Source organism: Acinetobacter higginsii (assembly GCF_000369525.1).
In the GTDB taxonomy this organism is placed as follows: domain Bacteria; phylum Pseudomonadota; class Gammaproteobacteria; order Pseudomonadales; family Moraxellaceae; genus Acinetobacter; species Acinetobacter higginsii.
In genome coordinates this window covers 323563-337227 of the sequence record NZ_KB850072.1, presented here as the reverse complement: position 1 = coordinate 337227, position 13665 = coordinate 323563, and the positions used below count along the sequence as shown (strand labels likewise).

Below are 13665 nucleotides of genomic sequence, written 5' to 3'. Positions count from 1 at the left end.
TCATGATCGATATTCAAAATACCATTTTAGGTAAAATTGTTGACCGCAAACATGAGGAGCTTGCAGCACGTTTAAAACAACGTAGCTTGCATGATGTTGAGCAGTGGGCAAATGAAGCAACGCCTGTGCGAGGTTTTGCCAATGCTTTACAGCATAAACGCCCTGCTGTAATTGCAGAAATTAAAAAAGCATCACCTTCTAAAGGTGTGATCCGTGCAGACTTTAATCCTGCGGAAATTGCACAACAATATGAACAAGCAGGTGCAGCCTGTTTATCGGTATTGACCGATGTGGATTTCTTCCAAGGTGCAGACGAAAATATTGCGATTGCACGTCAGCATTGTGCCCTACCTGCTTTGCGTAAAGATTTCTTGATTGATCCTTATAATGTGGTTGAAGCACGTGCGCTACATGCTGATTGTATTTTATTGATCGTGGCATGTTTATCAGATCAACAACTGGAAGAAATGTCGAAAACAGCATTTGAACAACAGTTGGATGTATTGGTTGAGGTGCATGATGAATATGAATTGGAACGTGCGCTAAAACTTTCTGAGCAATGTATTTTGGGTGTGAACAACCGTAATCTTAAAACCTTTGATGTGGATTTAAATACCTCATTGCGTTTAAAGAAATTATTGCCTGCTTCCCGTATCTTAGTTACTGAAAGTGGTATTGCCATGCCTACTGATGTAGAGATGATGCAAGCCAATGACATTCATACTTTCCTTGTGGGTGAAAGCTTTATGAAACAGCCTCGCCCTGATCAAGCATTTCATGCATTGTTTGGGCAACCTGAGCAGATCTAAGCAAATCAGGTTCAAGGTAAAATTCTACCTTGAACCTTTAAAAAAGTTGCTAGAACTAAATATAGACTCTAAATAAAGAATAAAAATTAGAGTTCAAAATACTAAAAGATAAAAATCGATGAAACAATATGAGTAATTTTTTATTAATCTTGGGGCTGATCTTTTTAGTTAGCTTTCCTATTTATAGTCATCTATTTTTCTACGAAAAAATTCAGAGTTTTAAAGATCCAAGAGTCGCCTATTTCTTTACTTTAATTCCTGGGCTTATTCTTATTGGCATTGCCATGTATTTGTCCCCCGCAAAGACCTACATTAAAACTGAAGAGTGTGGCATCGTAAAACAATATAAAATGTTCCCCAAGAAACGAAGTCAAATCGAGCGCCTGACGATTGTCATGGACCAATCTGGCTATATTCGTTATTTTGACTTTGATCATACTCTGCCGCGTGTTCAAGTAAATGAGCATATATGCTTTGAACTTTATGATCGCTTTAAGAATAGGGGTTTAAACCAATCACGCATTATCAAAATCATTACTCTTCCTTAAGTAATAAACGCCATTAAACATTTAGTTTTTTAATACAAAGATCACAGTAGAAGTAAAAACTAAATTAATTTCTCACCTACACATTCAATTCTGTCTAATGATTTAAATTGCATTCCTTTTCCCTATGAATGCAATTCAGTTCAAATCATCACGGTTTCGGACTATAATTTTATATCTCTCGTATCTTGCCTATTTTTCTAAACTTATGAGTAAACACGATTCATCGCTTTCTAAAGACCAGTTTAACTTACTGAAAGCCTTTAAAAAGCAAATCTCTAATCCTCAAGCGAGTGCTATTGCAAAACAAGCAGAGTCACAAAAAGCTCCAGCCGTTGCAGAAGAGTTGGAAGATACTGAGCTTTTTAAAAAAGCCCTGCTTGGGGTAAAACCAATCGACAATCAAAATATTGCCGATACTCGCGTTGCACGCAGTAAAAAAGTCGATGCTCAAACCTTGGCAAAACGTGCTGCGGCAGAAGGTGGCGCAGAGCAAGAGCTTACAGAAATTTCCGATACCCAAGCAATCTTAAATCCTGTTGCCAGCCAAGCAACTTTAAGCTATCGCATTGCGACTTTACAGCACAAAGTATTTGAAGACTTAAAAGCAGGCAAAATTCGCTGGTTCGAGGCGGTTGACCTACATGGCTGTACCGTTGAGCAAGCACGTGCTGCGGTCTTACAAGTACTTCAAATGGCAAAAGATGAAAATCAAAATGTCGTTAAAATTGTGCACGGTAAAGGGCCCGAAGCAATTTTAAAAACCTATGTCAATGGTTGGCTCAGACAGCATCGTGATGTGCTTGCTTTCGTTAGTGCGCCAGAAAATCAAGGCGGTACAGGAGCGGTTTTAGTCCTGCTCAAACGTGCCGAAAAGAACCCTAAGTACAAACAGTAATCGGCATTTTTATCAAAATTAAGATTTCCAATCGTTTTCTGATACAATTGCCGTTTTTGTTCAACCCACCTAAGTGAACATTGTTATGTCTATGCAGCAATCGTACGCAAATATCTTAACTGCCGTTGGTGAAGACCTAAATCGCCCGGGCTTAAAAGATACGCCAATGCGTGCGGCTAAAGCTTTCTCTTTTTTAACTTCTGGCTATAGCAAAACGCTTGAAGAAGTTACAAATAGCGCGCTCTTCCCTTCCGATAACCATGAAATGGTATTGGTCAAAAATATTGAATTTTATTCACTTTGTGAACATCATCTACTGCCATTCTATGGTCGTGTGCACATTGCATATTTACCTGAAGGTCAAGTTTTAGGTTTATCAAAATTTGCGCGTATTACAGAAATGTTTGCACGTCGTCTACAAGTTCAAGAAAACTTGACGCAGCAAATTGCAGAAGCAGTTGCAGAAGTGACTCAAGCACGTGGTGTTGCAGTTGTAATTGACTCTGCGCATATGTGTATGATGATGCGTGGTGTAGGTAAACAAGAATCAACCACACGTACGGTTTCTTTTGTTGGTGATTTTAAAACCGACAAAGATGTACGTCGTGAATTCTTAAGTGCTGTTCCTGAAAACTATTAAGCTTTCTGAATAATGATTCTAGCCATTGATGTTCATTATAAAGAAAATTCAGCTTTCATTGCAGGTGTAATTTTTCCCGTATGGGAAAGTACAACTCCAAAACAGATTTATACAAAACACATTCATCCAATTGCTGAATATGAATCAGGTAATTTTTATAAACGAGAATTACCTTGTATTCTTGCGTTACTACATGACATTCATGATCCAATTGATTACATTATAATTGATGGATATGTCACCTTGGGTCATGAAGGTAATGCTGGTTTAGGCAGTCATCTCTGGCAAAACTTGATCCCCAAAATCCCAGTGATTGGTGTGGCGAAGAATTATTTCAAAGATACGCCTAAAGCATGTGAAATTATACGTGGTAAAAGTCTTAAACCGTTATATATCACAAGCATTGGCATCGATTTAGAACAAGCGAAACAATATATTATGAGGATGTCAGGACAACATCGTATTCCCAACTTGCTCAAATTAGTCGATCAAGAAAGTAGAGCGTTTTTCTAATGCCATCTGTTCAGTTAGCAGGTTTCGGCGATTTAATCGCAAATGAAGCAAGTATTGATTATCCTCGTCCCGATCGTTTGGTTCAAGGTAATCCCGAACGTTTAACCTATAGTTTATATGAACATCCACATATGGACTGTGGCATCTGGCAATGTGAAGTCGGTGCTTGGAATATTCAATTTTCTGAAAACAAACAAGAGTTTTTTCAGATCATTGAAGGAATTGTGCGTATTCACGATGCAAAAACCAATTCTTTTATTGAAGTGACTGCTGGAAATGCAGGGATTATTCCACCCGCATTTGTCGGTACATTTGAAGTGATTGAAGCAGTTAAAAAATACTATGTGATTGTTGAGATTTGAACTTATCTTTTCTAAAAAACTGAATGTGGTTCACTATTAAAATATTGAGCAATTCTTGTTTTAAATTCACAGGCCACTTTTTCAGGCAAATAAATTTTACGCACCTGTTGCTCTGAATAAAAAGAGGGTATCAAGCTGAGTGTAATATGCCTTTCAAAGTCTTTCCATCCTAGCAAACTCTTTAACCTAGTTAATGTCAAAGCTGGCTGTATTTTATAATTCGTATATAAATTCATCATAATCTCAGTAATATCATCATTTTCTCTTATTTCATCGATAATTACCTCAAAACAACGTAATTGTATTCTTAGCCATTCAGCATACCATGCCATAAAGCTATCAGCTCTTTTTATAAAAAATGAATTTTCTTCAAACTCATATATCATTCCTTTATGCATTCCATTCGTAATAATACAATATTCACTAATATAGCTTCCCCAGCCAATGCGCATAAAGCTCCTCACATTAGCATCAAGCCATTCACCATATTCTGGTGTTAAATCCATAGAATACAACTCAAAATCATCTAAAGTCGTGATACCTGTATCAGGTCCACAACACCCCATACCCAACTGCAATAAGAAACTCCTAAACTGAGTTGGAATTTGAATATTTAGTTGCTCTTCTAATTGAAACAACTTTTCTTCATCAACTGAATTAATAATATATTGGTTCAGACTAGCACCATCTACAACAAAACATTGGTCAAACTGTTTAAGTTTTTTTATTTTTTGAGCCACTTCAGACCACATTTTTATTTTCCTATAAAACAATCAACTTTAAAAAAAGTGTACATAACCCACACCGATTTTATTCCAGTCTTTATGATCCTGCTGTTCAAAATCCCAGTTTAAACGTAAAGCATGATTTGTATTCAAACTATATTGAAGTTGCATACCGACTCTTAAATTCCACTGACTCCGATCTTGCCAATACGGTAACTCAATCTGTACCACGCTGTTAATATTGTCTGTCCACAGATTCATACATCCTACCGTTGGCCCTACTCCAACACGCCAGCCTTTATCTAAATTTTTGCCACCTTGAATATGACTTTGCAATTGGGCATAACACAAATTTCGACGATCATAATCTGCCACGCTATAGCCAACTTGCATATTTAGATTCATCACACCATGTTGCTGATCCTCACTAAACTGCCCTTTCTCAACTGACTCCTGTTTCCAACCTAAATTAAAACCCCAAGTGAGTGGTGATTTAAATGGTTGAATCGGGTTATAGGAATTTACCGACAGTAGATCTAAATGTTCTAACTTAAGCTTGTCGTCGCGGTATTGCAGACTGCCATCTAAAAACAAAAGTTGTGTGCCTGCACGATAGCCACCTTGTGGATCAATTAAATCGTGATAAGCCTGACGATGCCCAAGTTCAATAAACTTCTGTCCTTGTACTTCACCCACATTTACCGACAAGTTACGGGCATGGTGCCCTTCTACAGGCTGCTTTTTCGGACGTATCGGTTCTTGACGTTGTTTATCAATCTCGATTTGACTACGCTGAGCAAGTAACTGACGTAATTGAGGTTGGGCAAAATCCGCATCTACCTTATGGCTAATATATTGTAGATATAAATCGTCATAAGCCATTTCTAAAATCTTGGCCTGATCTTGTGGCTGATATGCTTTTAAAATGGGTTGAGTCTGATCTGTCTCGGTAAAAGCAACCTGATGAGCGACTTTGGCTAAAGCTGTGCCATGCTGCTTGGCTTGAGCAAGTAATTGGGTTTCCAAAGCTGGTCGATACACGACTTCTTTTACTAAATTTTGTTGATCGACAGCCTTCAAGGTTTCAATTGGAATGGCAGCATAGTTAAACTGCTGTTTTAAGTTTAAATTTGGACGTACTAAATCAATTAAGCCAAGTAAACGGTAGGCACAGTTATCGCTAACAAAATAATAAGGGAAACTCACATGCTGCATTTCCCAAATATGCTCAACTAGAAACCGAGTTTCCTCTGGGGTTAAATTCAGCTCATACTCCCACAGGTCACGACTTTCAAAATCACCGTATTCTTTTACTTTACGATAATACGGCATTAAAGAATATTCACCTGGATATTGCCCTGTTAAACCTTTCCATGCATAAGACCAGTTATCATCACCTTTCACTGTGGCAGCATAGTTCACTGCATAGGACACTAGATTGAGTTGCTTCTGATCCTTTGGATCTAAACGCAATAGCGTATGTCCAAACATCGAACTTGGATTACCCATAAAATCTGTTGCATAAATCAAAGTCGCTTTATACGGTTTGATTTGATTGATCCAGTCCTCAAATTCCGTACAATTTACTTTTGGCAGCTGTTGATCACTAAGGTTGAGCTGTTGCATCAACCAGCGGCTACGCGCGGGAAATTTACAACGGATGGATTGGTTATCTGGAGCTTCTACAAATAAGGCTTTAATGTCAGCTTGTAATTCATTCTTTAAATTTGTTTTACCATCTTTTGCGTAAAAATAACCCGCATAAGTAACTTCACTATTTTGTTTTTGGTCGGCATACATCAAGCGCTGCCATGTGATGTGCTGATCTAATTGTTTTTGTTTCGCGATGTCCAAATAAGTTTGAAAATCTGATTCAACCATCGCGTGGGCAAAGTGACACATCAAAGACGCAAGTACAAAAGTAGCTAATTTCATTCAATCGCAATTTTTAAGAATAATGATCGTAGGTATAAGAAAACCCTGTCATCAAGACAGGGTTTTAACATGTAGCAAATTAAACGTATGCTTTAAGCACTGCATCTTTTGCCATCACACTTTGTAAAGCGTCTAGCACTTGAAGCGAGTTTGCATTTTTACTTGAATAAATTTCAGCAAAATTTGCTTTAGACACAGCAAAGAAACGTGCTTTGTCATTGGCTTTAATTTGCATTAATTCAGCAAGTACATTTAAGCTTTCGCCTTGGCCAACGGCCATATCACGCGCTAAAGATTCAGCATTTTCATTGGTAAAAGTCACCACTTGAGCTGTGACAGTACCACCTTGACGGCATCCTAAAGTACCAAAAGTAATACCTAATAATTGGTTGGTAAAAATACCATTGGTTGTCGCAGCAAGAATTTTAGGTGCAACACCTTTTTTACCTGCCCAAATTTGTGTACCAGCACCACAACCGACATCATTATCAGCCATTGCAACTGTTGAACCAGCGGTCAATAGAGCAGCTAATGCAATTTTTTTTAACATAGGAACGATCTCCAGTATCAATTATTCTTCAGTATTTGTTATCACTATTGTGTTGTGTAATTCTTCCTACACAAAAGTTAAAATAGCGAGCTTAGCGCGCTTTAGCAAATAAATTTTGAAATATATCTGAAATATTCATAACAAAAGGAAATTAGATGCTCATTTTAAACGATTTTCGAATGGCCTAATTTAACCGCCAAGCCCCATTTTTATCTCGCGTCCCCAAGATTTTTAATACCAACACTAAGCTCAGCAATAATAATAAATACCATGAACCTAATTTACCCCACCCCACCATATGCCATGCATCGACTTGACTTGGGTACAACCAAATTTTATAGAAGGTACTGATGTTCTCTGCAATCCAGATCAAGAAGGCAAGCAACAATAAAATCGGCAACATCGGCACCCTAAAACGATGCTGTTGCAATTGAAAATAAAGTTTTGTTTTCCAGAAAATCAAAATACTCCAAATAAATAATGCAACACGAATATCAGGAATAAAAAACTTGGTCATAAAGTTGAGATAAGACAACACTGCCAAACACAGCATATTGCCAAAATTCGGCAAATTCTCGAATGAAACGTTATAGAGCCGCAATGAGCGAGCAAAAAAACTCCCCACTGCTGAATACATAAACCCCGCAAACAATGGCACAGTAAGTAATTTCAATACCGCTGGTTGTGGGTACTGCCATGAGGCAATCGCTGGATGGGTCAAAAATATTTCCATTCCCATCGCCATGATATGGAATAAAGCAATGACTTTTGCTTCTGCCCATGACTCGAGCTTTAAATAGATCAGACAGACTTGAATGATCAAGGCATAAAACAGCAAATAGTCATAACGAAAGAAGCCCCAATATTCATGACTTCCCATCGGTGCGGTGACTGCAAATGCAATCAAAAGCAACAATCCAAATAAGGCAGCCGAAGCTGCCTTAAAGATAAAGTTGAGCGGTAATACAATCAACGGCACAAAACTGATCCTAGCGTGTTTATCTTGAAATGCTTAAAAATATCAACCTAAATATTTAGCACTGTATTCATGTACAGTATCTACAAAAATCTTAGGTTGTGCTGGATCGACCCATTGGGTAATACCATGACCTAAGTTTGCGATATAGCCTGTTTTTTCACCATTGGCATAAGCATCATCAATCATGGCTTTCACTGATTTTTCAATTGAAGCGGCTGAACCATAAAGCACAGCTGGATCTAAATTACCTTGTAATGCAGCTCGTCCTGCAACCACATCACGTGCAGTATAAAGCGGTGTGGTCCAATCTAAACCAAACGCATCAGCCCCTGTGGTGAGCATCGTTTCCAACCACTGACCACCACCTTTGGTAAACACAATAATCGGAATACGTTGACCATCTTTTTCACGTTGAAGACCTGCAATAATTTTGGTCATGTAGTTCAATGAAAATTCAACATATTCTCTATGCGCGAGCGCACCGCCCCAGCTATCAAAAATCTGAATCGCTTGTGCACCTGCATCAATTTGCGCATTCAAATAATCAATCACTGAATCAGCTAAATGATCTAGCAAAGCATGTAACACTTCTGGCTGTGCGTACATCATATTTTTAATGAAGCGAAACTCTTTACTTGATCCACCTTCAACCATATAAGTTGCTAAAGTCCACGGACTGCCAGAGAAACCAATCAAAGGAACTTGGCCATTTAAAGCAGAACGAATGGTCGAAACAGCATTCATGACATAAGCCAGATCAGATTTGGCATTGAGTTTTGGCAAGTTTGCCACATCTTGTTCAGTACGTACTGTTTTATGAAACTTCGGCCCTTCACCTGTTTCAAAATACAGACCTAAACCTAGAGCATCAGGTACCGTTAAAATATCTGAAAATAAAATTGCAGCATCCAGTTCATAACGGCGTAATGGCTGCAAGGTCACTTCACAAGCAAAGTCAGTATTTTTACATAGAGATAAGAAATCCCCTGCCTGCGCACGAGTTTCACGATATTCTGGTAAATAACGTCCTGCTTGACGCATCATCCATACAGGTGTGGTGTCTACAGGTTCACGTAATAAAGCTCGTAAAAAACGATCATTTTTCAACGTTGTCATTACCCATCTCTAAATTGTTTCATATAGCGCGCATCATAACAAAGTTAGCTTGGAATTTATAATTTCAATCGTACTCAAATTTATGAGCTGAAATAAATTTCGCTTTTACACAAAACTGCTACTGCAAGCTGCATTATTTTCTGTAATACTTGCAATATCTTATATCTCAATATGAATAATTCTTAAGGTTGAATTACATGTTTGTTCGCTCATTACTCGCTATGAGTTTAAGTTGTATTCTTGCTAATGTTGCTTTTGCTGCGCCAACAACTGAGCAACCATTAAATCCAAAACAAATTACAGGTTCGGTCCAAGATCCGATTGATCCCTTAGCCATTGACCGTTCGGCATCAAGTGTTGTTGCTGATCCTGCGTCAAGTGTTGCAGCTCCAGCGGTATCTGAACCTCAAGTCAATACGGGTGCGGCATCAGTCGTATCGCAAAAATTAGAAAATACACCGGATACCACCACGGCAACAACCGCTGCTCCAGCTGCTAAAATTTCATGGACTTTAGACAGCATGAATAATGCTGAATATCCTGAAGCTTTGCCAAAAGGACAACTTCCTGCCTACGCACGCGCACATGTCATGTTGAACAATGCACATGCATCACCAGGTGCGATTGATGGTTCAAACGGTAAAAATACACTAAAAGCGATTGCATCATTCCAGCAAATGAATGGTTTAACACCAACAGGTCAGTTAACCAAGGAAACTTGGGATGCATTGGTTGCTAAGCAGACTAAGCCAGCTTATGTTGAGTACACCATTACCGACGCAGACTTAAAAGGTCCATATGCTGACTCAATCCCTTCTGATTATGCACTACAAGCAAAAATGAAAGGTTTGTATTACACCCGCGTAACAGAGATGTTAGGTGAAAAATTCCATATGGATGAGAATTTCTTAAAGAAACTGAATCCAACTGCAACATTTAAAAAAGCGGGTGAAAAAATTATTGTGGCCAATGTCCGCAATGACTTACCTGAAGATATTCATTTGATCGTTGCACACAAAGGCGCAAGACAGCTTTATTTGTTCAATAGCCGTAATCAAATGATTGCATCATTTCCTGCAACAATTGGCAGTACTGATACGCCTTCTCCAGCAGGTACCTATAAAGTAGTCGGTGTTGCCAAAAACCCTTGGTATAGTTATTCACCATCTAACTTTGTGCAAGGTAAAAACCTTAAACCACTTTCTCTACCACCTGGTCCAAATGCACCAGTCGGTAATATTTGGATTGGTTTAAGCAAAAAATCATTTGGTATTCATGGTACACCAAACCCATCTTTAATCTCTAAGACTGCATCACACGGCTGTATCCGTTTAACCAACTGGGATGCCAATGACTTAGGTGCTAAAGTACGTTCAGGTGTTACTGTAAAATTCTTAGAATAATCTAGGCATTTTCTACAAAAACCGAATATCAGTGCTTGATATTCGGTTTTTTATTTCAAAATACTTTCTTCTATATTCGGTAAGGGCTGATAATAAATCTGATTGCGCCCAAGTTGTTTTGCTCGATACAAAGCTTTATCTGCTGTATGAATCAACATCTCTTGACTAATTTTCGGATTGCCGTTAAATACCGTAATCCCCAAACTAATAGTTACATGATTAGATACCAATGATTTATCATGTGGAATCATTAAGCGGTCAATGGCACGATAGATATTGGTCGCAACTGCATAAGCACCTTGTGCAGAGGTCTCAGGCAACAGTACAACAAACTCCTCCCCTCCATAACGAGCAATAAAATCCATATGTCGAATCGAGCTTTTAATGGTTTTCGCAATAGCTGAGATCACCTGATCCCCCATTTGATGCCCATAAAAATCATTGTAGTTTTTAAAATAATCAATATCGATAAATAAGACCGAAAGCGATTTGCGCTCTTTACAGGCTAAATCATAGTAATAGGTACACATCTCTTCAAAGGTACGTCGATTTGACACATCGGTCAGTTCGTCATGCTGACTCAGATGTAATAACTCAGATGCTTGTATCCGTAAAATCTGCTCATCAATTTCTGAAATTTTGGACTTTATAAATATTTTTCTTTCTTTTGAAGTCAACATCACACTAATCGAAAAACCCAGCAGTAAGCTTCCTATTAGTGTGCGCCCAATCATGAGAAAATCACTAGGGTTATCAAACCAATATAAAAGAAACAAAATCGAAATTGCGGCAAAGGTACCAATCCATAACATATGTAGTGGTCGAATGCCACTCAGGATAAAACCCAACATATACAGAAATGCAATGAGGACCATGGCCTGATTTTGCAGTACCAGATTTGAAACACTCATCATCAAAAATGAGGTGAATACAATGGTCAGGAACACTATCAGGCAAGCGGCAGGGTAAAATAAAGGATTGAGTTTTTTAAAGCGTGAAAAAGCCCAGAATAAGAACAGTGCAATCCCCACAACAATTAAGCTGAGAATACTGTAGATAAAATCGAGGGCAAAATATGTACTGCCACGAATCACGAGAAAATTAGATGGCAGGATCAACAGCACAAATATAGTATAGGTAATCACCCCCTGACCAAAGAACTGAATCGCATTGAGACGTGTTCTGTCTACATTAAATTTCCAGAATTCATTTTCTAATTTTTGCGGTAAAGTTTGATGGGTATTCTTAGATTTAGAATGTTGGGCAACAAGCTGCTCGAGGTCTTCTTTCGACCTCCGCAATTGATCAAGATCATAGCCGTTGTCCATCCCAGATACTCTTTTTATGCTGCACTATTTTTGTGCCGCATAAAAAATAACATAAATTATCATTTTGTCATGCGCTTTGCTTAACCACTTATCCGTAATTCTAGTTACCATTTTCACACTTTATGCATTATTATTTGTATTATTTTTAAGTTTGAAGTAGACCTTGAATACTCTTACACTTTTGCAACCTGATGATTGGCACGCACACCTGCGTGATGGTTTAGCTTTAAAACGTACTGTTCCTGATTTAGCCAAACAATTTGCCCGCGCAATTTGTATGCCCAATCTTGTCCCACCCGTTAAAACGGTAGAAGAAGCTTTAGCTTATCGCGAGCGTATTCTTGCCCATGTGCCTGAAGGCTTAAATTTTGATCCGCGCATGGTACTTTATTTTACCGATTACACTTCTCCTGACGAAGTGCGTAAAATTAAAGAGTCTGAATTCGTCAATGCGATCAAACTTTATCCTGCGGGTGCGACCACCAACTCGGATAATGGTGTTAGTGATATTCGCAAAGTGTATGCCGTGATTGAACAACTGGAAGAACATCAGGTTCCATTGTTACTGCATGGGGAAGTGACGCATAATCACGTCGATATTTTTGATCGTGAAAAAAGATTTTTAGATGAAGTGCTATCGCCTTTACTCAAACAGTTCCCAAAATTAAAAGTCGTGTTAGAACACATTACAACAAGTGATGCGGCGAATTTTGTACTCGAACAAGATCGTAATGTTGCAGCAACCATTACTCCGCAACATCTATTATTTAACCGTAACGACATGTTGGTTGGCGGCGTAAAACCGCATTTCTATTGCTTACCGATTTTAAAGCGTCAAACCCATCAAACAACATTGTTGGAAGTCGCAACCAGTGGTAATCCGAAATTTTTCTTAGGTACTGACAGTGCACCCCATTCACAAGATGCCAAAGAAAATGCCTGTGGATGTGCGGGTTGTTATAGCGCACCAAATGCCATTGAGCTGTATGCACAAGCCTTTGATCAAGTCGGAAAGCTAGAACGCTTAGAAGGCTTCGCAAGCTTATTCGGTGCTGACTTCTATGGTTTGCCACGTAATACCTCAACCATTACCTTAGTCAAAGAAGATATTACTATCGCAGAATCTTTAGACTATCTCGATGACCAAAAAATTATCCCACTTCATGCAGGCAAAACCTTGCATTGGAGAAAAGTGTGACCCAAGAAGAAAATAAAGCCCCTGTCATCGGACAGCGTTTTCGTGGATTCTTACCTGTTGTTGTCGATGTGGAAACAGCAGGTTTTAATTCGCAAACCGATGCCCTACTCGAAATTGCGTGTATTCCGATCATCTATGATGAACACGGGCAATTTATACCTGGCCCTTCATTCCAAGCACATATCAACCCTTTTGAAGGCGCGAATCTTGACCGCCGTTCATTAGATTTTATTGGTATTGATCCTTTCAATCCAATGCGTGTTGCAATGGCTGAAGATGAGCGCACTGCCTTGCGTCGTATTTTCAAATCATTGACTGAAGTTCGTAAAGCTCAGCATTGTACTCATGCTGTATTGGTTGGTCACAATGCACACTTTGATTTAGGTTTCTTACAAGCAGCAATTGCACGTACCGGAACAAAAAATCAAAATCCATTTCACAGTTTTTCGGTATTTGATACCGTGACACTCAGTGCGGTCATGTTTGGCCAAACCGTGTTGGCACGTGCTTGTATTCAGGCGGGAATCGAGTTTGATGGTAAAGAAGCACACTCTGCTTTATACGATACTCAGAAGACTGCTGAACTGTTTTGCTATATTTTGAACAAACTGTCTCCACACCTTCTTGACAGTTTGGTGACAGAACCCTAATATACACCCACCTC

Annotated in this window: 15 protein-coding genes; 9 read left to right on the top strand and 6 right to left on the bottom strand. The window is 38.7% G+C overall.

The window, feature by feature from the left end; all coding sequences use genetic code 11:
• Positions 1 to 2 precede the first annotated feature (2 nt).
• The 6 genes from trpC (at position 3) to F902_RS07565 (ending at position 3767) form a co-directional block, all read left to right on the top strand.
• Complete coding sequence (gene trpC, locus F902_RS07590; RefSeq protein ID WP_005202409.1) at positions 3 to 809, top strand: indole-3-glycerol phosphate synthase TrpC; 807 nt, start codon at positions 3 to 5, stop codon at positions 807 to 809.
• 128 nt (positions 810 to 937) lie between these two features.
• Positions 938 to 1357 carry a hypothetical protein gene (locus F902_RS07585; protein ID WP_005202407.1) on the top strand — a complete coding sequence of 140 codons (420 nt, stop codon included), beginning with the start codon at positions 938 to 940 and terminating at the stop codon, positions 1355 to 1357.
• 205 nt (positions 1358 to 1562) lie between these two features.
• On the top strand, positions 1563 to 2252 hold the full coding sequence (locus F902_RS07580) for a Smr/MutS family protein (protein WP_017402419.1): 690 nt from the start codon (positions 1563 to 1565) through the stop codon (positions 2250 to 2252).
• A 91-nt stretch (positions 2253 to 2343) separates the two neighbouring features.
• Positions 2344 to 2892 carry a GTP cyclohydrolase I FolE gene (gene folE, locus F902_RS07575; protein ID WP_005202404.1) on the top strand — a complete coding sequence of 183 codons (549 nt, stop codon included), beginning with the start codon at positions 2344 to 2346 and terminating at the stop codon, positions 2890 to 2892.
• Positions 2893 to 2904: 12 nt separating this feature from the next.
• Positions 2905 to 3405: an endonuclease V gene (locus tag F902_RS07570; protein ID WP_005202402.1), complete on the top strand. Its 501-nt coding sequence runs from the start codon at positions 2905 to 2907 to the stop codon at positions 3403 to 3405.
• A complete protein-coding gene (locus F902_RS07565; RefSeq protein WP_005202400.1) occupies positions 3405 to 3767 on the top strand; it encodes a cupin domain-containing protein in 363 nt (120 codons plus the stop codon). Before F902_RS07570 ends, F902_RS07565 begins: the two co-directional genes overlap by 1 nt.
• 11 nt (positions 3768 to 3778) lie before the next feature.
• Here F902_RS07565 and F902_RS07560 read toward each other — a convergent pair whose 3' ends face one another.
• From F902_RS07560 to hemE, 5 genes are all read right to left on the bottom strand, one after another.
• Entirely contained in the window at positions 3779 to 4519 is a 741-nt protein-coding gene (locus F902_RS07560; protein ID WP_005202399.1) for an SMI1/KNR4 family protein, read from the bottom strand.
• A gap of 27 nt (positions 4520 to 4546) precedes the next feature.
• Positions 4547 to 6427, bottom strand: coding sequence for an Lnb N-terminal periplasmic domain-containing protein (locus F902_RS07555; RefSeq protein ID WP_005202398.1), 1881 nt, complete (start codon positions 6425 to 6427; stop codon positions 4547 to 4549).
• 79 nt (positions 6428 to 6506) lie between these two features.
• Positions 6507 to 6977 carry a DUF3015 family protein gene (locus F902_RS07550; RefSeq protein WP_005202397.1) on the bottom strand — a complete coding sequence of 157 codons (471 nt, stop codon included), beginning with the start codon at positions 6975 to 6977 and terminating at the stop codon, positions 6507 to 6509.
• A 184-nt stretch (positions 6978 to 7161) separates the two neighbouring features.
• Entirely contained in the window at positions 7162 to 7956 is a 795-nt protein-coding gene (locus tag F902_RS07545; protein ID WP_005202396.1) for a DUF817 family protein, read from the bottom strand.
• 42 nt (positions 7957 to 7998) lie between these two features.
• Complete coding sequence (gene hemE / locus F902_RS07540; protein WP_005202395.1) at positions 7999 to 9072, bottom strand: uroporphyrinogen decarboxylase; 1074 nt, start codon at positions 9070 to 9072, stop codon at positions 7999 to 8001.
• A 197-nt stretch (positions 9073 to 9269) separates the two neighbouring features.
• Here hemE and F902_RS07535 point away from each other — a divergent pair, with 197 nt between their 5' ends.
• On the top strand, positions 9270 to 10475 hold the full coding sequence (locus tag F902_RS07535) for a L,D-transpeptidase family protein (protein WP_004808556.1): 1206 nt from the start codon (positions 9270 to 9272) through the stop codon (positions 10473 to 10475).
• 50 nt (positions 10476 to 10525) lie between these two features.
• Here F902_RS07535 and F902_RS07530 read toward each other — a convergent pair whose 3' ends face one another.
• Positions 10526 to 11803 (bottom strand): diguanylate cyclase, encoded by a 1278-nt coding sequence (locus tag F902_RS07530; protein ID WP_005202394.1) that lies wholly within the window; start codon positions 11801 to 11803, stop codon positions 10526 to 10528.
• Positions 11804 to 11966: 163 nt separating this feature from the next.
• Here F902_RS07530 and pyrC point away from each other — a divergent pair, with 163 nt between their 5' ends.
• Together pyrC and rnt are read left to right on the top strand one after the other, a co-directional pair.
• Positions 11967 to 13001 carry a dihydroorotase gene (pyrC, locus tag F902_RS07525; RefSeq protein WP_005202392.1) on the top strand — a complete coding sequence of 345 codons (1035 nt, stop codon included), beginning with the start codon at positions 11967 to 11969 and terminating at the stop codon, positions 12999 to 13001.
• Positions 12986 to 13651 carry a ribonuclease T gene (gene rnt / locus F902_RS07520; RefSeq protein WP_026057574.1) on the top strand — a complete coding sequence of 222 codons (666 nt, stop codon included), beginning with the start codon at positions 12986 to 12988 and terminating at the stop codon, positions 13649 to 13651. The genes pyrC and rnt overlap by 16 nt, the downstream gene beginning before the upstream one ends.
• Positions 13652 to 13665 lie beyond the last annotated feature (14 nt).